General features: G+C 63.1%; 19 protein-coding genes and 1 pseudogene. 15 read left to right on the plus strand and 5 right to left on the minus strand.

Annotation, left to right across the window (positions count from 1 at the left end; translation table 11 throughout):
- The first annotated feature begins 10 nt into the window (after nucleotides 1–10).
- Complete coding sequence (locus tag AC0L2A_RS14505; protein ID WP_473609419.1) at nucleotides 11–871, plus strand: ABC transporter permease; 861 nt, start codon at nucleotides 11–13, stop codon at nucleotides 869–871.
- Complete coding sequence (locus tag AC0L2A_RS14510) at nucleotides 871–1497, plus strand: hypothetical protein (RefSeq protein WP_473609323.1); 627 nt, start codon at nucleotides 871–873, stop codon at nucleotides 1495–1497. The genes AC0L2A_RS14505 and AC0L2A_RS14510 overlap by 1 nt, the downstream gene beginning before the upstream one ends.
- Nucleotides 1498–1523: 26 nt before the next feature.
- Here AC0L2A_RS14510 and AC0L2A_RS14515 read toward each other — a convergent pair whose 3' ends face one another.
- The 4 genes from AC0L2A_RS14515 to AC0L2A_RS14530 form a co-directional block, all read right to left on the minus strand.
- Nucleotides 1524–1724 carry a hypothetical protein gene (locus AC0L2A_RS14515; RefSeq protein ID WP_023797709.1) on the minus strand — a complete coding sequence of 67 codons (201 nt, stop codon included), beginning with the start codon at nucleotides 1722–1724 and terminating at the stop codon, nucleotides 1524–1526.
- 268 nt (nucleotides 1725–1992) lie between these two features.
- Entirely contained in the window at nucleotides 1993–2808 is an 816-nt protein-coding gene (locus tag AC0L2A_RS14520; RefSeq protein ID WP_473609324.1) for an oxidoreductase, read from the minus strand.
- Between the two features lie 71 nt (nucleotides 2809–2879).
- Nucleotides 2880–4184, minus strand: a complete 1305-nt coding sequence (fabF, locus tag AC0L2A_RS14525) for a beta-ketoacyl-ACP synthase II (RefSeq protein WP_473609325.1) — start codon at nucleotides 4182–4184, stop codon at nucleotides 2880–2882.
- A 47-nt stretch (nucleotides 4185–4231) separates the two neighbouring features.
- Entirely contained in the window at nucleotides 4232–4810 is a 579-nt protein-coding gene (locus AC0L2A_RS14530) for a TetR/AcrR family transcriptional regulator (protein ID WP_473587365.1), read from the minus strand.
- A gap of 83 nt (nucleotides 4811–4893) precedes the next feature.
- On the opposite strand from AC0L2A_RS14530, the gene AC0L2A_RS14535 reads away from it, so the two are divergent.
- The 5 genes and pseudogenes from AC0L2A_RS14535 (at nucleotide 4894) to AC0L2A_RS14555 (ending at nucleotide 11248) form a co-directional block, all read left to right on the plus strand.
- Entirely contained in the window at nucleotides 4894–5352 is a 459-nt protein-coding gene (locus tag AC0L2A_RS14535) for a nuclear transport factor 2 family protein (protein WP_473609327.1), read from the plus strand.
- 437 nt (nucleotides 5353–5789) lie between these two features.
- The gene (locus AC0L2A_RS14540) at nucleotides 5790–6203 is read left to right on the plus strand and encodes a hypothetical protein (RefSeq protein WP_473609328.1); all 414 of its coding nucleotides are present in this window, start codon (nucleotides 5790–5792) and stop codon (nucleotides 6201–6203) included.
- Nucleotides 6204–6238: 35 nt separating this feature from the next.
- The gene (locus tag AC0L2A_RS14545) at nucleotides 6239–7348 is read left to right on the plus strand and encodes an efflux RND transporter periplasmic adaptor subunit (RefSeq protein WP_473609329.1); all 1110 of its coding nucleotides are present in this window, start codon (nucleotides 6239–6241) and stop codon (nucleotides 7346–7348) included.
- 2 nt (nucleotides 7349–7350) lie between these two features.
- Nucleotides 7351–10492: pseudogene (locus AC0L2A_RS14550) on the plus strand (efflux RND transporter permease subunit).
- A 201-nt stretch (nucleotides 10493–10693) separates the two neighbouring features.
- Entirely contained in the window at nucleotides 10694–11248 is a 555-nt protein-coding gene (locus AC0L2A_RS14555; protein WP_473609331.1) for a TetR/AcrR family transcriptional regulator, read from the plus strand.
- A gap of 43 nt (nucleotides 11249–11291) precedes the next feature.
- Here AC0L2A_RS14555 and AC0L2A_RS14560 read toward each other — a convergent pair whose 3' ends face one another.
- Nucleotides 11292–12248, minus strand: coding sequence for a LysR family transcriptional regulator (locus AC0L2A_RS14560; protein ID WP_473609332.1), 957 nt, complete (start codon nucleotides 12246–12248; stop codon nucleotides 11292–11294).
- Nucleotides 12249–12367: 119 nt separating this feature from the next.
- Here AC0L2A_RS14560 and AC0L2A_RS14565 point away from each other — a divergent pair, with 119 nt between their 5' ends.
- From AC0L2A_RS14565 to rpe, 8 genes are all read left to right on the plus strand, one after another.
- The gene (locus AC0L2A_RS14565) at nucleotides 12368–13414 is read left to right on the plus strand and encodes a class 1 fructose-bisphosphatase (RefSeq protein WP_473609334.1); all 1047 of its coding nucleotides are present in this window, start codon (nucleotides 12368–12370) and stop codon (nucleotides 13412–13414) included.
- A 5-nt stretch (nucleotides 13415–13419) separates the two neighbouring features.
- Nucleotides 13420–14292 carry a phosphoribulokinase gene (locus AC0L2A_RS14570; RefSeq protein ID WP_023797694.1) on the plus strand — a complete coding sequence of 291 codons (873 nt, stop codon included), beginning with the start codon at nucleotides 13420–13422 and terminating at the stop codon, nucleotides 14290–14292.
- A gap of 10 nt (nucleotides 14293–14302) precedes the next feature.
- Complete coding sequence (gene tkt, locus AC0L2A_RS14575; protein ID WP_473609335.1) at nucleotides 14303–16309, plus strand: transketolase; 2007 nt, start codon at nucleotides 14303–14305, stop codon at nucleotides 16307–16309.
- Nucleotides 16310–16322: 13 nt separating this feature from the next.
- Complete coding sequence (gene fba, locus AC0L2A_RS14580; protein ID WP_023797692.1) at nucleotides 16323–17402, plus strand: class II fructose-bisphosphate aldolase; 1080 nt, start codon at nucleotides 16323–16325, stop codon at nucleotides 17400–17402.
- A gap of 21 nt (nucleotides 17403–17423) precedes the next feature.
- The gene (locus AC0L2A_RS14585; RefSeq protein WP_023797691.1) at nucleotides 17424–18917 is read left to right on the plus strand and encodes a ribulose-bisphosphate carboxylase large subunit; all 1494 of its coding nucleotides are present in this window, start codon (nucleotides 17424–17426) and stop codon (nucleotides 18915–18917) included.
- A gap of 18 nt (nucleotides 18918–18935) precedes the next feature.
- On the plus strand, nucleotides 18936–19370 hold the full coding sequence (locus AC0L2A_RS14590; RefSeq protein WP_023797690.1) for a ribulose bisphosphate carboxylase small subunit: 435 nt from the start codon (nucleotides 18936–18938) through the stop codon (nucleotides 19368–19370).
- Between the two features lie 8 nt (nucleotides 19371–19378).
- Complete coding sequence (gene cbbX / locus AC0L2A_RS14595) at nucleotides 19379–20317, plus strand: CbbX protein (protein ID WP_473609337.1); 939 nt, start codon at nucleotides 19379–19381, stop codon at nucleotides 20315–20317.
- Between the two features lie 61 nt (nucleotides 20318–20378).
- Nucleotides 20379–21065: a ribulose-phosphate 3-epimerase gene (gene rpe, locus AC0L2A_RS14600; protein ID WP_473609338.1), complete on the plus strand. Its 687-nt coding sequence runs from the start codon at nucleotides 20379–20381 to the stop codon at nucleotides 21063–21065.
- Nucleotide 21066: the final 1 nt, after the last annotated feature.

The following is a 21066-nucleotide window of genomic DNA, read 5'->3' on the forward strand; positions in this document are numbered from 1 at the left end:
CGCTCCTTCAATGCCCGAAAAAGTCGCCGGCATCATCCCGGCGAAGTTCGAAAAATTCGGCCTGCGCCACTATCTCATTTGCCTCAAGGGCGTCGTCCTGCGGGAATGCCTGCGCTTCCTGCACCAGCGCGAGCGCTTCATATCCTCGCTGGTTCGGCCGCTCATCTGGCTGTTCATCTTTGCCGCCGGATTCCGGCAGGTGCTCGGCGTGTCGATCATCCCGCCCTACAAGACCTACGTGCTCTACGAGGTCTACATCACGCCGGGGCTGTGCGGCATGATCCTGTTGTTCTCAGGCATGCAGTCTTCGCTGTCGATGGTTTATGACCGCGAGATGGGCAACATGCGCACCCTTTTGGTCAGCCCCTTCCCGCGCTGGTTCCTGCTGGTGTCGAAGATGCTCGCCGGCGTCTCCGTATCGATCGCGCAGGTCTATGCGTTCCTGATCGTTGCCTGGTTCTGGGGCGTCAAGGCGCCGCCGATCGGCTATCTCATGGTGCTGCCGGCGCTGTTCCTGTCGGGCATGATGCTTTGCGCGCTCGGCATGCTTTTGTCGTCGATGATCAAGCAGCTCGAAAATTTCGCCGGCATCATGAACTTCGTCATCTTTCCCGGCTATTTCGCCTCGCCGGCGCTCTATCCGTTGTGGCGCATCCAGGAGGCGAGCCCGCTGCTGCACAAGATCTGCCTCGCCAATCCGTTCACCTATGCCGTCGAACTGATCCGCTTCGCCTTCTACGGCCAGATCGAGTGGCTGTCGCTGGGCGTCGTTGCCGGCTGCACTGTTCTGTTCCTTGCCGCCGCCATCATCGCCTACGACCCTTCGCGCGGCCTGGTGACCCGCAAACAAGACACCGGAGGAAATGCCTGATGGCACGAATGAGCCTTGTTCGCAGCCTGGCTGTGGTTGCCATGCTCGCGCCGAGCGTGAACGCCAGGGCGGCGAATACCGATCCGGACTGGCCCTGCATACAGCGCAAGGTGCCGCAACTCTCGCTCGGCCAGATCTGGAACGGGCCGGAGCTTCCGCCAGCGGCGAAGGACTTTTCGAAGGACCCTGCCGTCTCCACCCTGGTCGAGGAGGTGGCGGCCCGGCGGATGCCGATCGCCGAAGCCCAGAAGAAGATCAAGGATTTCGCCGCCTCGCTGCCGGCCGAGCAGCTTGCCCCGAAGATGGCGATGCTGGTGCAAGGCATGTTCGATCACATGGACGCCGAGCGTTCGCAGGTGATCTCAGGCATTTCCCGTTACGCCTACAAGCAGCTCGAAATGGCCGCCGCCTTGCGCAAGGAAGCGTCCAACGTCGATGCGTTGCGGGCAAAGCCGGATGCGAATCCCGACGACATCGAACGGCGAACCGAGCAGCTGAAATTCGCAACGCGAATTTTCAATGAACGCGTCCAATCACTGACTTACGTCTGTGAAGTGCCGACGATCATCGAGCAGCGGCTTTATCAATTGTCCAAGGCCGTCTCGGAAACCCTCGCCGCAAAGTAGTAGACCCTCTATCTCCGCAGCGGATCTCACGTTCCCCGGCCGGGCAGCACGCGCCAGCGCTGCACGAAATAACCGGGATGCGTCTCGATCCACTGGGCGACCAGCGGCTGCGCTTGCATGAAGGCGGTCCCTGGGTTCATCGCCAGGCCGTCCACCATCTGCTCGCGTTGTTCACAGGTCTGCGGCACATCCGTCAGGCAGACCATCATAACCAGCGTGTAAAGCATTGCCCCATTACCCCCATCGAATCCCGAACCCCATGCCCGGGAGTTTCAGTGATACCGACCAGTCTGCAGGGTCGCACATACAGATCGCTTACGGGTGTGAAAGGACGTGCCCCCGCTCTTTCGCACCGCAATATAACATATCGCTTATCTAACACCAACAACCGCCGGGCGTTGTTCTAGGCAATTGCTTCAGGTTGCGCTGCGCCAATGCGGCGCCGATGTTTCCGGCGTCGATGATTCCGATCTTCACGGGGTGTCTTCGATGTCGTCAGACCGGCAGCCCGTTCTGCTTGCGCAGGCTCTTGTCGAATGCGGATGCGGGGACGAAACGGCGCAGGAGACTGACCTGGCGCGCCATTTTTCCCGCGGCATAGCGCCTCTTCGGAACGGGATCGGTCGCAGCCGCCAAAACGGTCTTGGCGACCAATTCGGGCGAATCGCCTTTTTCCATTGCTTTCCGCACGACTGCGTTCATGCCAGCGCGCGCAGCGTCATAGATATCAAGCAACTGGTCCGGCCTGGCTAGATTATCTTCAAAGGACGTGCGGGTATAAGCGGGTTCGACCAATGCAACGCGAATCCCGAACGGGCGCAGTTCATGGTCGAGCGATTCGGAATAGCCTTCGATGGCATGTTTGGTCGACGCATAAAGCGCGAAATAGGGAGCTGGGATGAACCCCTGCACCGAACTCAGGTTGACGATTCTACCCTTGCCTTGACGGCGCATTATCGGCAGGACCGCGTTGGTCACGCGGAGCACGCCGAAGACGTTCACATCGAACAGTGCCTGAGCCTGGACCATTGACGACTCTTCCGCGCCACCAAACAGACCCATGCCGGCATTGTTGACAAGCAGATCGATGCGCCCGGTCTCGGCCAGCACGTCATCGACCAGTTTCGCCACCGACGCGTCATCGGTCACGTCACAGGACAGCATGGTCAGGCCGTCGGAGTTTTTGGCGGCTGCGCGACGGCTGGTGCCGAACACGCGAAAACCGGCGCTTTGCAAAGCTATGGCCGTCGCGCGCCCGATGCCGGAGGACGCCCCCGTCACCAGGGCGACGCCAGGATTGGTCTTGTTCATGGGAATCATTTCTTTCTTTGGGTTGGACTGATTTTGGATTGGCGTGGGAGAAGCACGAAAGGTCGGAGGCGTCAGTTATGAGCGCCTCTGGCGTTCGCACCGGCGAGTTCGTCCGTCCAGCGCCGGAATAGCGCGCTGGCGTTGACGCCGCCAAAGCCGAAGCCGTTTGATATCGCGTAGTCTATTGTCATCGGCCGGGCCTGGTTGGCGACGAAGTCGATGCCGTCGCCGGCGGGATCCGGGGCGCCCAGATTGAGGGTTGGCGGCGCCACCTGATCCCTGAGCGCCAGGATTGCGAAGATGGCTCCAAGCCCGCCGGCGGCTCCAAGCAGGTGTCCGGTCGCCGATTTGGTTGCGCTGACGGCGATGGTGGAATCTGCGCCGAAGAGTGTTTTGATCGCCGCCATTTCCCCGAGATCACCGACCGGCGTGGAGGTCGCGTGCGCATTGAGGTGGCGAACCTCACGCGGCGAAATGCCGGCTTGGGCAATTGCGACCTGCATGGCTCGGCGCGCCCCGTCGCCATCCTCGGGACCGGAGGTGACGTGATGAGCATCCGCCGTCGTGCCGTAGCCGACGAGCTCGGCGAGCGGTTTCGCGCCGCGCGCCAGCGCGTGGCTCAACGCCTCGATGACCAGGATGCCGGCTCCTTCGCCCATGACGAAGCCGTCCCGCGACACGTCGAACGGCCGTGACGCCTGAGCCGGCGCCCAGTTGAAGCCGGTCGAAAGAGAGCGTGCTGCAGCAAAACCACCAAGACTGACGATGTTCATGCAGGCTTCCGTCCCGCCGCACACGGCGATATCGGCCTCGTTGGCGCGGATGAGGCGGGCCGCATCGCCGATCGCCTGGATGCCGGCTGCGCACGCCGTCACCGGCGCGCCGAGCGGCCCCTTGAAGCCATGGCGGATCGAGATGTGGCCCGCCGCGAGGTTCACCAGGAAGGACGGAACCGTAAACGGCGACAGGCGGCGCACGCCGCGCTGGTCAACCGTGCGCACCGCCTCGGTTATGGCGGGTAAGCCGCCGATGCCGGACGCGATGATCGTGGCCGTGCGCAGGCGATCCGCTTCCGAGACGGGCGCCCATCCTGCTTGCGCGAGGGCCTCTTGTGCAGCGGCGAGCCCGAAGATGATGAACCGGTCTACCTTGCGCTGGTCCTTCGCAGCCAGGACGGTATTCGGATCGAAACCAGCCTCCGGATCGTCTTCCAGCGAGGGAACCACCCCGCCGATCTTGGCCGGGAGGTCTGCCACCATAGCGTCCGGAAGCCTGCGGATGCCCGAGCGACCGGCCAGCAGCCGCGACCACGACGCTTCGACATCGGCAGCAAGCGGCGTGACCGCTCCCATGCCTGTAACAACAATCCGTCGCATCTATTTTCCTATCGATTTGGCTGCGTCGCCAGCGCTGCGCACGCCGTTCAAGCGGCGGCTGCTTCACGAACCTGTCCGGTCGCCGCGTCCAGGAAGGCCTGGGCGAGATCCGGATCGTTGACGACGCGCGACAGCATCAGCGCGCCGACCATCGTCGAGAGAATGGCCATGGCCTTTCTGTCGGGCTCCTCAGCTTTGGCGTCGGCAATGAAACGGCCGAGGATTTCGAGATGCTCCTTGATCCCGGCTTCGAACGACGCTTTCACCTCGCTGCCCTGTCTGGCGGCATCCGAGCCGAGCGCGACAATCGGGCAGCCGTCCATCTTTTCTCCGCGATGGCCCATGCTGAGGTAGAATGCGATCACCGCGCCAAGCGGATCCTCGGATTTTGCCGCAGTCGCGGCCGACCAGCGCAGCGTGGCGCTCTCCATCGCCCGCCTCGACGCCTGCACCGCCAGATCGTCCTTGGAGGCGAACTGCTTGTAGAACGCGCCCTGGGTCAGCCCGGCAGCCTGCATCAGGTCTTTGAGGCCGATGCCGTCAAAGCCGCGCTCCCGAAAAAGCCGGCTTGCCACATTGATCACGGTTTCGCGGTTTTCCGCCGCCTGAATGCGACTCACACGCATGTAGACCTCCTTATATTAGCTTGCGTTCGACATCTATAACAGATATAGAGTACGAACGCAATCCAATTTGGAGGAGAGGTCAAATGCTATACAGTTATATCGTCGAGAAATCGATCCGGCAGAGCTTCGACCACGTCAACAACCATCGCTGGGATGAGGCGGTAAAAGCACTCGTGCCGCATGTCCATCACCGCGTTTCCGGCGCCCACGCGCTTGGTGGTGAGCGCCACGACAAGGAAGCCGTGCGCCGCTGGTTTGAGCGCCTCGGCCGCGTCCTGCCCAATCTCCATCTCACGGTCAACCACGTCTGGGTGACGGGCTGGCCGTGGCATACCACCGTATTTGCCCAGTGGGACGGCACGGCAACGCTGCTCAACGGCGACGCGTCCTACGTCAACAGTGGCCTGCACGTGTTCACCCTGCGGTGGGGCCGAGTCTATGCGCTAGAGGAATTCTACGATTCACAAGCAGCGGCCCGCGGTCTCGCCGCCCAAGCGGCAGCTGGCCTCGAAGAGGCTGTCGCCGAACCAATAGCAGGCTAGCAGAAGCGCAGTCAGCGGCCGAAGCGTAACCGCGGGTACGCTAGCCCGTGGCCATGCTAGGCATCGCCCGCAGACGACCCCTTCAGCGCCCTCCCTGCCCTGCAGGAACCGCTTCGACAGCCGCTCATCGGTGACGGTCCGCGAGACCACCGGCTGAGCTCTCCATCGCCCGCCTGGACGCCTGCTCCGCCAGATCGTTCTTGGATGCGACTGCTTGCAAAGCGTGCCTTGGGTGAGCCCAGGCCTCCATCAAAATCCTTAAAGCCGATGCCGTCAAAGCCGCGCTCCCGAAAAAGCCGGTCTGCCCGCTTTGATCGCCGTTTCGCGGTTTTCTGCAACGCCTCACACGCATCATCAATTTTTCTCTTTTTTTTAGATTGCATTCGACATCTAACCAGTATAGAGTTCGAACGAAATCTAAAACGAAGGAGATACAGATGATCCGCAAAACCCTGAGCGCCTCCGTTCTGGCCGCGCTGTTTGTTGCCGCCCCGGCGTTTGCCGAGGAAGCCACCATAGGACGCCCGATCGAAGCCGGCAGCCTGCACGAGGGCCACCTCGACATGGTCGTCTATTACGTCCCGGCCGAAGGCGACCGCCTGGAGGTCACCGCCACCTTCGCGCCAAAGATCGGCGGCGATCCGCAGCGCGTCGTCATGGGCCTCGCCGACGGCGACTCCGTGGCCTTTTCGATGCCGGGCCACCGCGGTTCGCAATACGCGTTCTCGAGGTCCGGCGACGAGGTGACGGTGTCGTCCGAGACCAACATGCGCGCCGATGCCAATCCACCGACCCGACTTGCAGACAGCGGCCTGCGTGCTGCTGGGCTCGCGTCCGTCGAGCCGATGTAAAGGTCGAACGCAATCTTTCTTGAGAGGCGACGAACGTGAAAAAGAGACCCGCTGTTGTACTGGGGAGCATGCTGATCGCGATGTCAGGAGCGGCGGCATTTGCCATACTTGCCATTCCTACGCAGGGAGCCTCCGCCGTAGGCGACCCGAGGCAGGAACCGCCGATCGTCAGATTGGTGACGGCAGCGCCGGTGACCGGATCCGAACGCGGCTTTACCGGTATTGTCGGGGCGAGGGTGCAGAGCGATCTCGGCTTTCGTGTCCCCGGCAAAATCGTGGAGCGGCTCGTGGATGTGGGTCAGGAGGTCAAAGCTGGTCAGCCACTGATGCGCATCGACGACACCGACCTTCGCCTCGCGCTCACGGCGAAGCGCAACGCCGTTGCCGCAGCGCGCGCAACAGTCGTTCAGACGGAACCGGATGAACGGCGATACGCCAGTTTGCTCAGGGATGGATGGGTCCCCCGACAGCGCTACGAGCAGGCGAAGGCCGCGGTCGATACGGCCGAGGCGCAACTCGCCGCCGCCGAAGCCGAAGCACGGGTCGCCGAGAACGAGGCGATCTACGCGGTCCTGCTGGCCGACGCGGATGGAACGGTGGTCGAAACGCTTGGCGAGCCGGGGCAGGTCGTCTCCGCCGGCCAGACAGTGGTCCGGATCGCCAAGGCCGGCTCCCGCGAAGCGGTCGTCGCGCTTCCCGAAACGATCCGGCCGGCGATTGGGTCGGCGGCCGAGGCCAGCGTGTATGGCGGCGATGGGCGTCGTTACACGGCACATCTCCGGCAACTATCGAACTCCGCCGATGCCCAGACCCGTACCTATGAGGCCCGTTATGTGCTCGACGGTGAGGCCGCGGCAGCACCGCTTGGCGCGACGGTAACCATTCGGCTTGCGGGCCAGGCACGCCAGCGGGAAGTCCAGGTGCCGTTGGGAGCCGTGCTCGATGACGGCGAGAAGACAGGCGTTTGGATCCTGGACAACGCCACCTCGACCGTACAGTTTCAGCCTGTCAAGCTTGTTCGTGTGACCAGCGAAACCGCTGTGGTCTCCGGACTGAACTCCAGCAATCCGATTATTTCGCTCGGCGCCCATCTCCTGCAGGAGGGCGCTCGCGTCAGGACTGCGTCCGAAAGCAGGGGCAACTGATGATGAACCTAAATCTCTCCGCGATCGCCGTTCGCGAACGCGCCGTTACCCTGTTCTTCATCCTCCTGCTGGTGGCCGCCGGCGCCTACGCTTTCGTCATGCTCGGGCGGGCGGAGGACCCCAACTTCACCATCAAGACCCTGACGGTCACAACGGCATGGCCGGGCGCAACGGCGCGCGAGATGCAGGACCTCGTCGCCGAACCGCTGGAGAAGCGGCTTCAGGAGATGACCTGGTACGACCGGGTCGAGACGACCACACGGCCGGGTTACGCGTATATGACGGTCACGCTGAAGGACAGCACACCGCCATCTGTCGTGCAGGAGGAGTTCTACCAGGCTCGCAAGAAGCTCGGGGATGAAGCCCGCAACCTGCCGTCCGGCGTCTTCGGGCCCTTCGTCAACGACGAATATTCGGATGTAAGCTTCGCCCTTTACGCGCTGAAGGCCAAGGGCATGCCGATGCGTGAGTTGGCGAGACAGGCCGAGGCGATCCGCCAAGACCTCCTGCACGTGCCCGGCGTCAAGAAGATCAACATCCTTGGTGAACGTCCCGAACAGATATTCGTCGAATTTTCCTACGCCAAGCTGGCCACCCTCGGCGTGTCGGCACAGGACATCGTCGCCGCCTTGCAGCGGCAGAACAGCCTCACGCCGGCAGGCTCGATCGACACAAAGGGATGGATGGGTCCCCCGACAGGGGCCGCGGGTCTTCATCCGGGTGGACGGCGCTTATGACAGCGTTCAGGCGATCGCCGACACGCCGATTGCAGCTGCAGGGCGGACGCTGAAGCTCTCAGATATCGCCGAAGTCCGGCGCGGCTATGAAGATCCTCCCACCTACCTCATTCGACGTCAGGGTGAGCCCACCATCATGCTCGCGGCTGTCATGCAGGAGGGCTGGGATGGTCTCGCGCTCGGCAAGGCGCTGGAGGACAGGACAGCAGCCATCGCACAGACACTGCCTCTCGGGATGACGCTCGACAAGGTGACCGACCAGGCCGTCAACATCACCTCTGCGGTCGACGAATTCATGATGAAGTTTGCGATGGCGCTCGGTGTGGTGCTCTTGGTGAGCCTGTTGAGTCTCGGCTGGCGCGTCGGCATCGTGGTGGCGGCTGCCGTCCCTCTGACGCTTGCCGTCGTGTTCCTCATCATGCTGGAGACTGGCCGGTTCTTCGACCGCATCACGCTCGGCGCCCTCATCCTGGCGCTCGGTCTTCTCGTGGACGACGCCATCATTGCCATCGAGGTGATGGTGGTGAAAATGGAAGAAGGCATGGACCGCATCAAGGCGGCGGCCTATGCGTGGAGCCACACTGCGGCGCCGATGCTGTCCGGGACGCTCGTGACGATCGCCGGGTTCCTGCCGGTGGGCTTCGCGCGCTCGACGGCCGGCGAGTATGCCGGCAACATCTTCTGGGTCGTCGGGTTTGCGCTCATCGTCTCCTGGATCGTCGCCGTTGTCTTCACGCCATATCTTGGCGTGAAGATGCTGCCCGACATCAAACCGGTCGAAGGCGGTCACCAAGCAATTTACGACACGCCGAACTATCGGCGCTTGCGGCGGCTCATCACGTTTGCCGTGCGCCACAAATTCGCAATCTCCGGTATCGTCGCTATCGCCTTCGTGCTTTCCGTTGTCGGCATGGGCTCTCTCAAACAGCAGTTCTTTCCGACATCCGACCGACCCGAAGTGCTGGTGGAGGTTCGCCTGCCGGAAGGCACCAGCATCGAGACGACGACCGCTACGGTCGAGAAGCTCGAAGGCTGGCTGGACGACCAGGCCGAGGCCAAGATCGTCACGAGCTATGTCGGTCAGGGCGCACCCCGCTTCTTTTTCGCAATGGCGCCCGAACTGCCCGATCCTGCCTTCGCCAAGATGGTCGTGCTGACCCAGGACGCCGAGGCGCGTGAGGTGTTGAAGCACCGCCTGCGCGAGGCGGTGGCAGAGGGGCTTGCACCCGAGGCCAATGTCCGCGTCACGCAACTCGTGTTCGGCCCCTACACGCCATTCCCGGTCGAGTTCCGGATTATCGGACCTGATCCCGCGCAGCTCTACAGCATATCCGAGAAGGCCCTCGATATCATGCGGGGCGTCCCGGACGTGCGTCAGGCCAACCGCGATTGGGGCAATCGCACACCCGTGCTCCGCTTCGTCCCGGATCAGGATCGACTGAACCTCATCGGCCTGTCGTCGGCAGAGGTGGGCCAGCAACTCCAGTTCTTGCTCACCGGCATCCCCGTTACGCAGGTTCGCGAGGACATCCGCAACGTCCCCATCGTCGCACGCAGCGCCGGCGGCGAGCGGCTGGATCCGACACGTTTGGCGGATTTCTCACTGATGAGCCGGGACGGTCGCCCGATTCCGCTCGACCAGATTGGCCATTCGGAAATCCGTCTGGAAGAGCCGATCATGAAGCGTCGCGATCGCACGCCTGTCATCACGATCCGCTCGGATATCAACGAAGCGACTCAGCCTCCAGAGGTTTCCAAGGAGATCATGAAGGCCCTTCAGCCGCTGATCGCATCCCTTCCTGCCGGCTATCGCATCGAATTGGGCGGATCGATCGAGGAGGCTGAAAAGGCCAACACCGCGCTGGGCAAAGTCTTTCCGGCAATGATCGCCGCCATGCTGATCGTTATCATGCTGCAGGTGCGATCCTTCTCGACGATGGCCATGGTCATGCTGACGGCGCCGCTTGGCCTTGTCGGCGTCGTGCCGATGCTGCTCACCTTCAACCAGCCCTTCGGATTCAACGCCATTCTGGGCATGATAGGACTGGCCGGCATCCTGATGCGCAACACGCTGATCCTGACCGAACAGATCAAGGAGAACCGTGCTGCCGGCCTCGACGACTATCACGCCGTCATTGAGGCGACGGTGCAACGCACCAGGCCCGTGATCCTGACGGCCCTCGCCGCCGTGCTGGCCTTCATCCCCCTCACGCACTCCGTCTTCTGGGGATCGATGGCCTATACGCTGATCGGCGGCACGGCGGTCGGCACGGTGCTGATCCTGCTCTTCCTTCCCGCGCTCTATGCCGCGTGGTTCCGGATCAAACCAACTGCAGACGACGTCCGTGAGGAGCCATCCGGCTCGACGGATGAACTGGAAAAGCAAACGGCAATTGCTGCCGAATAGGGCCCTGTTGTCGAGCAGGCGGATCAAGATTTCGCCGCTGGCTCTGCCTGAACATAGGCAGGGCCAGTCGCACGACTATACCGCTTGCAAAGAACGTTCAGGACGAGCCCGGCAGATCCATCATCAGTTCTGGAGACATCGATGAATTATCCGGTCGGAACGCGAACGGGTCCCGACAAGGTGCGGGCTCGCATCCTGGAGGTGGCGGAGGAGCATTTTCGCCGCATCGGCCACCATAAGACGTCGGTAGCCGACATCGCCTCCGAACTCGGCATGAGCCGGGCGAACGTCTACCGTTTCTTTTCCTCCAGGGACGCAATCAACGAATCCATCTGCAGGCAGGTCGTGAACGAGGTCGCGGACATCGCCGTTGCGATCGCACGCACCAACGCGCCGGCCTTGGAGAAACTCGACCGGCTCCTGACCGCCGTTCACCAGCACAACAAGACGAAATTGATCAAGGAAAGAAGCATGCACGACTTGATCGTCGCCGCCCTGCGCGAGAATCGGGCGGTCATCAAGGCGCATGTCGAGCGAATGTTGGAAATCCTTGAGGCGATCATTCGCGAGGGGACCGAGGCGGGCGAACTCAAGGTCGAGGACCCGGCAGAAGCGGCGCGTGCGGTCAACGCCGCGTTCACGCCGTTCTTCCACCCGATTCTGATCGAGCACTGCGTTCAGCACGGCGAAGACACCGAAGCGGGCCTGCGCACGCAGATTCGCTTTGTCCTGAAAGCTCTCGGCAAATCGAACTAGCCGCCCTGGCAGGTGGCTGCCAGCGACGCATTCCGCCCTCAATTCAGGCGCGACCTCCAATATTCGGTCCTTCGTGCGGATAGAGCTTGCCGAACAGGGGCAGATACATCGCGCCCTTGCGCATCAGGAAATCGTGGAACGTCGCCATCGCCGGCGAGATCGCGTGATCGCTGCGCATCACCGAAAACCATTGCCGGCGGATCGGCATGCCGACGACGTCGAGGATGACCAGCCGGCCGGCTTCGGTTTCGGCGGCGATGGTGTGGGCAGAGATGAAGGCAATGCCGAGCCCCGCCATCACCGCCTGCTTGATCGTCTCGTTCGAGCCCATTTCAACGCCGAGATCGTCGATGCGGCCGGGCACGTCGCTCAAAAAGATTTCCAGCGAGATGCGCGTGCCGGAGCCGGGCTCGCGGATGAGGAAATGCTCTTCGGCGATCCGCTCCTTGGATATCTCGCGCGCCGACGCCAGCGGGTGGTCGGGCGGCGCGATGATGACCAGCGGGTGATCACCAAAGACCGAGGCACGCACCGGGACTTCCCTCGCCGGGCGTCCCATCAGCGCGATGTCGATGTCGTGGTTCTTAAGACTGTTGATGGTTTCGGCGCGGTTGCCGATGGCGAGGCGCATGTCGATGTCGGGATGTTCCTTCATGAAGCCGGCCATCAGCCGCGGCGCGAAATATTTGGCGGTGGAAACGACGCCGAGCCGCAAGCTGCCGATACGCACGCCCTTGATCGCATCCATCTTGTCTTCGAGCAGGCGAAGCCGCTCCTCGATCTCCTGCGCCGTCTCGACGAAGGCCAGACCTGCGGCAGTCGGACGCATGCCGTCCGACGTCCGGTCGAACAAGGCCAGCTGGAACTCCTCCTCGACCTGCCGCAACTGGATCGTCACAGCTGGAGGAGACAAGCCTAACACCTTGGCCGCGCTAACGATTTTCCCATGACTGATGATAGCCTGAACGGTCTTGAATTGCTTGAGCGTGAGGTTTCTCATGCGCCATACTAAATTTTTTTTAGCACGAAAGTAAAGTTATTGAATTTTACTTATCCATGGCAGTTTGTTCTCATTCCCCAATCCGGCCGGAGGAGTTGCGGCTGGATCGGGAGGTTACGATGCCAGCGGCAACGCTCGACGCATTTCTGAATTCCTATCTCGGCCCGCCCGACGAACTGCGTTCGGCAGTCGTCGCGACCGTTCGTCAGCTGACGCAGGCCGCCACCAAGGTCCGCAACACAATCAATCAGGGCGTGCTCGGCACCGCCTTTGCCGGGACCCGCAGCGCCAATGCCGACGGCGACATCCAGAAGGATCTCGACATCTTCGCCGACGACATCTTCCTCAATGCCATGCGCCACGCTCCGGTCGCGCTCTACGCCTCCGAGGAACTGGAGCAGCCGGTCCTGCTCGACAGCCAGGCGCCTCTCGCCATCGCCATCGACCCGCTCGACGGCTCTTCCAACATCGACACCAACGTGTCGATCGGAACGATCTTCTCGCTCCTCCCTGCAACTGGCGCGCCGGACGAAAATCCGGCCGCCTCTTTTTTGCAGCCGGGCGTGAAGCAGCTGGGCGCCGGTTTCTTCATCTACGGGCCGCAGCTGGCGCTGGTCCTGTCGCTCGGCAGCGGCACGCATGTCTTCGTTCTCTCGACCAGGCTCGGCACCTTCGTCCAGGCCTACGAGAGCCGGATCATCCCGCAGCGTACCCAGGAGTTCGCCATCAACGCCGCCAACTACCGGCATTGGGACGAGGCGGTGCGGCTCTACATCGACGACTGCCTCGAAGGCACTGAAGGCCCACGCGGAAAGGACTTCAACATGCGCTGGATCGCCTCCCTCGTCGCCGACTGCTACCGCATACTGATGCGCGGCGGCGTGTTCCTGTATCCAGGCGACAAGCGCAAGGGTTACCGCCAGGGACGGCTGCGCCTCGTCTATGAGGCCAACCCGATCGCCTATCTCATCGAACAGGCAGGCGGCGCCGCCACCGACACCATCACCCGCATCCTCGAAATCGAGCCCGAGGGCCTGCACCAGCGCGTGCCCGTGGTGTTCGGATCGGCGCGCGAGGTCGCGCGCATCACCCGCTACCACACCGAGCCCAGCGCGATCGGCGAGCGTGCACCGCTGTTCAGCCGCCGCGGCCTGTTCAGGGCCTGAGCATCATGTCGGCAAAGCACCCCATCATCACCATCACCGGGTCGTCAGGCGCCGGCACCACCTCGGTCAAGCGCATCTTCGAGCTGATCTTCCGGCGTGAGAACATCGACGCCGCCTTCATCGAAGGCGACGCCTTTCACCGCTACGACCGCGCCACGATGAAGGTCAAGGTGGCCGAGGAGGAGAAGGCCGGCAATCCGAACTTCACCCACTTCCATGCCGAGGCCAACGAGCTCGCAATCCTCGAAGAGGTGTTTGAGGAATATGGCCGCCGTGGAACCGGAAAGACCCGCACCTACATCCATGACGAGGACGAGGAGAAGCAGTACGGCACGCCGCCGGGGCAATTTACCGAATGGCGCGAATTCCCGCCGAGCGACCTGCTCTTCTACGAGGGCCTGCATGGCTGCGTCGTCACCGACAAGATAGACCTGGCCAGGCATGCCGACCTCAGGATCGGCGTGGTGCCGGTCATCAATCTCGAATGGATACAGAAGATCCATCGCGACCGGGCAACCCGCGGCTATTCCACCGAGGCGGTGATGGACGTCATCCTGCGCCGCATGCCGGACTATGTCCGCTACATCGTCCCGCAGTTCTCGCAGACCGCCATCAACTTCCAGCGCGTGCCGATCGTCGACACGTCCAACCCGTTCATCGCGCGCTGGATCCCGACGCCCGACGAATCGATGCTGGTCATCCGCTTCGCCAATCCCCGCGGCATCGATTTCCCCTACCTGCTTTCGATGATCCACGACTCGTTCATGTCGCGGCCGAATTCCATAGTGGTGCCAGGCAACAAGCTCGATCTTGCGATGCAGCTGATCCTGACGCCGCTCATCCTGCAATTGATCGAACGCAAGAACCGTGTGTCGTGAGGAGGACGCCATGAACAGCCAAGCAGCAGCCCTGAAGCCCGCCGCCGCCGTCTCAGAGCGCGACATGGCGAACGCCATTCGCGCGCTGGCGATGGACAGCGTCCAAAAGGCCAATTCCGGTCATCCGGGCATGCCGATGGGCATGGCCGACGTCGCGACGGTGCTGTTCAGCCGCTTCATCAACATCGATCCGTCGGCGCCCAACTGGCCCGATCGCGACCGCTTCGTGCTTTCGGCCGGGCACGGCTCGATGCTGCAATATGCGCTGCACTACCTGCTCGGCTACGAAGACATGCCGATCGAGCAATTGCAGCGGTTTCGCCAACTGGGCAGCCGCACCGCCGGACATCCCGAATATGGCCATGCGCTTGGCATCGAGACGACGACCGGTCCGCTCGGACAAGGCATCTCGACCGCTGTCGGCATGGCGCTGGCCGAGCGCATGCTTGCTGCCCGCCACGGCGCCGATCTCGTCGACCATTTCACCTATGCGATCGCCGGCGACGGCTGCCTGCAGGAAGGCATCAGTCACGAGGCGATCGACCTTGCCGGTCACCTGAAGCTCGCCCGGCTGATCGTCTTCTGGGACGACAATGCGATCTCGATCGACGGACCGACGTCGCTGTCGACATCGATGGACCAGCCGGCACGGTTCGAAGCCGCCGGATGGCATGTGCAGTCGGTGGACGGCCACGACACGGAAGCCGTCGCTGCGGCAATCGAAGCGGCGCAGCAGTCGGACCGGCCGTCGCTGATCGCCTGCCGCACGGTGATCGGCAAGGGCGCGCCCAATCTGGGCGGCTCGGAAAAGACGCATGGCGCGCCGCTGGGCGATGCCGAGGTCGCCGCGACGCGCGAGAACATCGGCTGGGCCTGCGTGCCGTTCGAGGTGCCGGACGACATCCTTTTCGCCTGGCGCGAAATTGCCGAGCGCGGGCAAGCGGCGCGGCACGCCTGGGAGCAGCGGTTTGCCGCCTCGCCGCAGCGCCAGGCCTTCGAGAGTGCGGTCGCCGGCACCCTGCCCGACGCGGTCTTCGAAGCGCTCGCCGCTTTCCGCAAGGAGCATGTCCAGAAGGCGACCAAGGTCGCAACGCGAAAAGCCTCCGAAATGGCGCTCGGCGCCATCAACGCCGCAACCGAGCTGACCGTCGGCGGCTCCGCCGATCTGACGCACTCGAACCTGACGATCACCAAGGGCATGGATCGCATAGCGCCTGGTGCCTATGCCGGCCGCTACATCCACTACGGCATCCGCGAGCATGGCATGGCCGCGGCCATGAACGGCATCGCGCTGCATGGCGGCTTCGTGCCTTATGGCGGCACCTTCCTGTGCTTCGCCGACTATGCCCGCGGCGCGATGCGGCTCTCGGCGCTGATGGGCCAGCGCGTCATCTATGTGATGACCCATGATTCCATCGGTCTTGGCGAGGACGGCCCGACCCATCAGCCGATCGAGCACCTGGCGATGCTGCGGGCGACGCCCAACCTCAACGTCTTCCGTCCGGCCGACATCATCGAAACGGCGGAGTGCTGGGAACTGGCGCTGAAGAGCAAGAACCGGCCGAGCGTGCTGGTGCTCTCGCGGCAGAACCTGCCGATGCTGCGCCACACAGATAGCGAAGAGAACCGGTCCAGCCGGGGCGCCTATGTCCTGCGCGAGCCGGCCGGGCACCGCGCCGTGACGCTGATCGCCACCGGCTCGGAGGTCGAGATCGCCGTTGCCGCCGCCGAACGGCTGGAGACCGAGCACGGCATCGCCGCCGCCGTCGTCTCGATGCCGTGCTGGGAGCTGTTCGAGGAACAGGATGCCGACACCCGCAAGGCGGTCCTCGGCTCGGCGCCGCGCGTCGCCGTCGAAGCCGCAGCACGGCTCGGCTGGGACCGCTGGATCGGCGACACCGGTGCTTTCGTCGGCATGGCCGGTTTCGGCGCCAGCGCCCCTGCCCCGGATCTCTACCGGCATTTTGACATCACGCCCGAAGCCGTCGCCGCAGCGGCGCTGAAGCTCATCATCTAGGAAGGACCCCAAAATGGCCCGCATCACCCTTCGCCAGCTTCTCGACCATGCCGCCGAGCACGGCTATGGCGTTCCGGCATTCAACATCAACAACATGGAACAGGGCCTTGCCATCATGGAGGCGGCCAGGGCCTGCGACGCACCGGTCATCATCCAGGCCTCGCGCGGCGCCCGCTCCTATGCCAACGACATCATGCTGGCCAAGATGATGGAGGCGTTGACCGAAATGCATCCGGCCATTCCGCTCTGCATCCATCAGGACCACGGCAACAACGAAGCCACCTGCCTTTCGGCGATCCGCCACGGCTTCACCTCGGTGATGATGGACGGCTCGTTGATGGCGGACGCCAAGACGCCGGCAAGCTACGACTACAACGTCGCCATCACCGAACGTGTCGCACGCATGGCGCATTGGGTCGGCGCTTCCGTCGAAGGCGAGCTTGGCGTGCTCGGCTCGCTGGAAACCGGCCAGGGCGAGGCCGAGGACGGGCATGGCGCCGAAGGTGTGCTTTCCCACGACCAGCTTTTGACCGATCCCGATCAGGCGGTCGACTTCGTCACCGCCACCCGGGTCGACGCGCTGGCGATCGCCTGCGGCACTTCGCACGGCGCCTACAAATTTAGCCGCAAGCCCGACGGCGGCATCCTCGCCATGCAGGTGATCGAGGCGATCCACGAAAAGCTGCCCAACACGCATCTGGTCATGCATGGCTCTTCCTCGGTACCGCAGGAACTGCAGGACGTCATCAACCGATATGGTGGCGAGATGCCCCAGACCTTTGGCGTTCCGGTCGAGGAGATCGAGCGCGGCATCCGTTACGGCGTGCGCAAGGTCAACATCGACACCGATTGCCGCATGGCCATGGCCGGGCAGTTCCGCCGCGTCGCGACGGAAGACCCGCGCGAATTCGATCCGCGCAAATTCCTGAAACCCGCCATGGATGCCCTGCGCGACCTTTGCCGCGATCGCTTCGAGCGCTTCGGCACCGCCGGCAACGCCTCGAAGATCAGGGTCATCGCCATGGACGAGATGGCCAAACGTTATGCCGCGGGAAAACTCGACCCGCAAATCGCAACCGCGAAAGCCGCCTGAGCGGCAAACAGGAGACCTGTCATGAACAAGATCGACATGCCGTCAGCTGGCACGCTCAAGGAAGGCAAGGAACGCTACAAGTCGGGCGTCATCCCCTACAAGAAGATGGGCTACTGGGAGCCGGATTACCGGCCCAAGGAGACCGACCTAATCGCCATGTTTCGGATCACGCCGCAGCCAGGCGTCGACCACGAGGAGGCGGCGGCCGCCATCGCCGGTGAATCCTCCACCGCGACGTGGACGGTGGTGTGGACCGACAGGCTGACCGCCTGCGAGCTCTACCGCGCCAAGGCGTTCAGATCCGAGCCGGTGCCGAACACCGGTCCCGGCACCAAGACCGAGCAGCAGTACTTCGCCTACATCGCCTACGACCTCGACCTGTTCGAGCCGGGCTCAATCGCCAACCTGACCGCATCGATCATCGGCAACGTGTTCGGCTTCAAGGCAGTCAAGGCCTTGCGGCTCGAGGACATGCGCATCCCGGTGGCTTACCTGAAGACCTTCCAGGGCCCGGCGACCGGCATCGTGGTGGAACGCGAGCGGCTCGACAAGTTCGGCCGGCCGCTGCTCGGCGCGACGACGAAGCCGAAGCTTGGCCTGTCAGGCCGCAACTATGGCCGCGTCGTCTACGAGGCGCTGAAGGGTGGCCTCGACTTCGTCAAGGACGACGAGAACATCAACTCGCAGCCGTTCATGCACTGGCGCGACCGCTTCCTCTACTGCATGGAGGCCGTGAACAAGGCGTCGGCCGCCACCGGCGAGGTCAAGGGCCATTATCTCAACGTCACCGCCGGCACGATGGAGGAGATGTACGAGCGCGCCGAATTCGCAAAACAGCTTGGCTCCTGCATCGTCATGATCGACCTGGTCATCGGCTACACGGCGATCCAGTCGATGGCCAAATGGGCACGCCGCAACGACATGATCCTGCACCTGCACCGCGCCGGCAACTCGACCTATTCGCGCCAGAAGAACCACGGCATGAATTTTCGCGTCATCTGCAAATGGATGCGGATGGCCGGTGTCGACCACATCCATGCCGGCACGGTGGTCGGCAAGCTGGAAGGCGACCCGCTGATGATCAAGGGTTTCTATGACACGCTTCGCGAGGAGCGCACGCCGCAGAACCTCGAAACCGGGCTGTTCTTCGACCAGGACTGGGCCTCGCTCAACAAGGTGATGCCCGTCGCCTCGGGCGGCATCCATGCCGGCCAGATGCACCAGCTGATCCATTATCTCGGCGAGGACGTCGTCCTGCAGTTCGGCGGCGGCACGATCGGCCATCCGGACGGCATCCAGGCCGGCGCGACGGCCAATCGCGTCGCGTTGGAGGCGATGATCCTCGCCCGCAACGAGGGCCGCGACTATCTGCGCGAAGGCACCAAAATCCTCGAACAGGCGGCCAGATGGTGCACGCCGCTGAAAGCTGCCCTGGAGACCTGGAAGGACGTCACCTTCAACTACGAATCGACCGACACGGCCGACTTCGTGCCAACCGCAACGCCCAGCTTCTAGACGAAAGGAACCGTCGCCATGATGACCAATCCGGGAAACAAGGTCACGCAGGGACAGTTTTCGTTCCTGCCCGACCTGACCGATGAGCAGATTTCGGCGCAGATCAAATACGCGCTGAAAAACCACTGGGCGGTCAGCGTCGAGTACACGGACGATCCGCATCCGCGAAACACCTATTGGGAAATGTACGGCAACCCGATGTTCGACCTGAAGGACCCGGCGGGCATCCTGCTTGAAGTCAACAATTGCCGGAAAGCCATGCCCAACATGTATGTCCGGGTCACCGCCTTCGATTCGAGCAAGGGCTGGGAAGCGCCGCGCATGTCGTTCATCGTCAATCGGCCGCCCAACGAACCCGGGTTCCGGCTGCTGCGCCAGGAGCGCGACGGCCGCAGCCAGGGCTATTCGATCGTGCCTTATGCGACCGACAGGCCCGAAGGCGAGCGGAGCTAGTCGAAACCATGCTGGACGCGATAGCAAAGGGCACTGCCGCGCCGGACGCGCCGGTCGATCTGCAGGCCGAGTTCGAGGCGTCCAACATCGATGAGGTGCTGGGCAAGCTCGACCGCGAACTCGTTGGCCTGAAGCCCATCAAGACCCGCATCCGCGAGATCGCGGCGCTGCTCCTGGTCGACCGGCTTCGCCGCAAGTTCGGCCTGACCTCGGGCGCGCCGACACTGCACATGAACTTCACCGGAAACCCCGGTACCGGGAAAACCACCGTGGCGCTCAGGATGGCCGAAATCCTGCATCGTCTCGGCTATGTCCGCGAGGGCCACATGGTCGCAGTGACGCGAGACGATCTCGTCGGCCAGTATGTCGGCCACACCGCGCCCAAAACCCGCGAAGTAATCAAGCGCGCCATGGGCGGGGTGCTTTTCATCGACGAGGCCTACTATCTCTACAAGCCCGAGAACGAACGCGACTACGGCCAGGAATCGATCGAGATCCTGCTGCAATGCATGGAAAACAACCGTGACGATCTGGTTGTGATTCTTGCCGGCTACAAGGACAAGATGGACCGCTTCTTCAACAGCAATCCCGGCATGCGCTCGCGCATCGCCCACCACCTCGACTTTCCCGACTACGGCGTCGGCGAGCTCAAATCGATCGCCGAAATCATGCTGGCGGAACAGAATTATCGTCTCAGCGAGGCGGCGGCCAAGGCGCTCGAAGAGTACCTGCCGATCCGCATGCGGCTGCCGCATTTCTCCAACGCTCGCTCGGTCCGCAATGGGCTCGACCGGGCGCGGCTTCGCCAGGCCAACCGGCTTTTCACGTCGCGCGACCGGGTGTTGACGAAGACCGACCTTATCACCATTGAGGAATCCGACATTCGCGGCAGCCGCGTTTTCGCAGAAGGCAAGCTCGAAGGCGAACCGGAGACGAAGGCGCGCTGACACGATGACGCCGGTTGGTGTGCAGCGACCGGAAACCGAAGACGGAATGGAGCCGACGACCATGGGTACCAAGACAATCATCGCCCCCTCGGTGCTTTCTGCGGATTTCTCGCGGCTCGGCGATGAGGTCGAAGCAGTCGTCCGGGCGGGCGCCGACTGGATCCATCTCGACGTGATGGACGGTCATTTCGTGCCCAACATCACCTTCGGTCCGCCGGTGATCAAGGCGATCCGCGATCGAACCGACAAGGTCTTCGACTGTCACCTGATGATTGCGCCGGCCGACGCCTATCTCGCCGCCTTCGCCGAGGCCGGCTGCGACATCATCACCGTGCATGCCGAGGCCGGGCCGCATCTCGACCGTTCGCTGCAGGCGATCAGGAATCTCGGCAAGAAGGCCGGCGTGTCGCTGAACCCGTCGACGCCGGAAAGCGTCATCGAATATGTGCTCGACCGGCTCGATCTGGTGCTTCTGATGACGGTCAATCCGGGTTTCGGCGGCCAGGCTTTCATTCCGGCGGTCGTCGACAAGGTCAGGCGGGTCAAGGCGCTGATCGGCAATCGCCCGATCGACATCGAGATCGACGGCGGCGTCACCCCCGAGACCGCCCCGCTGGTCACCGCGGCCGGCGCCAATGTGCTGGTCGCCGGCTCGGCTATCTTCAAGGGCGGCAGCGAGGCGGCCTATCGCGCCAATATCGGCGCCATCAGGCAGGCAGCCGACGGCGCGATCCGGAAAGCCGCGTAAA

It is taken from the genome of Mesorhizobium sp. WSM4844 (assembly GCF_055811775.1).

Bases quoted from the DNA above. Each gene is read 5' to 3' on its own strand.
- rpe (WP_473609338.1), top strand. From the start codon at position 20,379: ATGGGTACCAAGACAATCATCGCCCCCTCGGTGCTTTCTGCGGATTTC.
- AC0L2A_RS14520 (WP_473609324.1), bottom strand. From the start codon at position 2,808: ATGAACAAGACCAATCCTGGCGTCGCCCTGGTGACGGGGGCGTCCTCC.
- AC0L2A_RS14560 (WP_473609332.1), bottom strand. From the start codon at position 12,248: ATGAGAAACCTCACGCTCAAGCAATTCAAGACCGTTCAGGCTATCATC.
- AC0L2A_RS14515 (WP_023797709.1), bottom strand. From the start codon at position 1,724: ATGCTTTACACGCTGGTTATGATGGTCTGCCTGACGGATGTGCCGCAG.
- fba (WP_023797692.1), top strand. From the start codon at position 16,323: ATGGCCCGCATCACCCTTCGCCAGCTTCTCGACCATGCCGCCGAGCAC.
- cbbX (WP_473609337.1), top strand. From the start codon at position 19,379: ATGCTGGACGCGATAGCAAAGGGCACTGCCGCGCCGGACGCGCCGGTC.
- AC0L2A_RS14530 (WP_473587365.1), bottom strand. From the start codon at position 4,810: ATGCGTGTGAGTCGCATTCAGGCGGCGGAAAACCGCGAAACCGTGATC.
- AC0L2A_RS14585 (WP_023797691.1), top strand. From the start codon at position 17,424: ATGAACAAGATCGACATGCCGTCAGCTGGCACGCTCAAGGAAGGCAAG.
- AC0L2A_RS14570 (WP_023797694.1), top strand. From the start codon at position 13,420: ATGTCGGCAAAGCACCCCATCATCACCATCACCGGGTCGTCAGGCGCC.
- AC0L2A_RS14540 (WP_473609328.1), top strand. From the start codon at position 5,790: ATGATCCGCAAAACCCTGAGCGCCTCCGTTCTGGCCGCGCTGTTTGTT.
- fabF (WP_473609325.1), bottom strand. From the start codon at position 4,184: ATGCGACGGATTGTTGTTACAGGCATGGGAGCGGTCACGCCGCTTGCT.
- tkt (WP_473609335.1), top strand. From the start codon at position 14,303: ATGAACAGCCAAGCAGCAGCCCTGAAGCCCGCCGCCGCCGTCTCAGAG.
- AC0L2A_RS14505 (WP_473609419.1), top strand. From the start codon at position 11: ATGCCCGAAAAAGTCGCCGGCATCATCCCGGCGAAGTTCGAAAAATTC.
- AC0L2A_RS14590 (WP_023797690.1), top strand. From the start codon at position 18,936: ATGATGACCAATCCGGGAAACAAGGTCACGCAGGGACAGTTTTCGTTC.
- AC0L2A_RS14510 (WP_473609323.1), top strand. From the start codon at position 871: ATGGCACGAATGAGCCTTGTTCGCAGCCTGGCTGTGGTTGCCATGCTC.
- AC0L2A_RS14565 (WP_473609334.1), top strand. From the start codon at position 12,368: ATGCCAGCGGCAACGCTCGACGCATTTCTGAATTCCTATCTCGGCCCG.
- AC0L2A_RS14535 (WP_473609327.1), top strand. From the start codon at position 4,894: ATGCTATACAGTTATATCGTCGAGAAATCGATCCGGCAGAGCTTCGAC.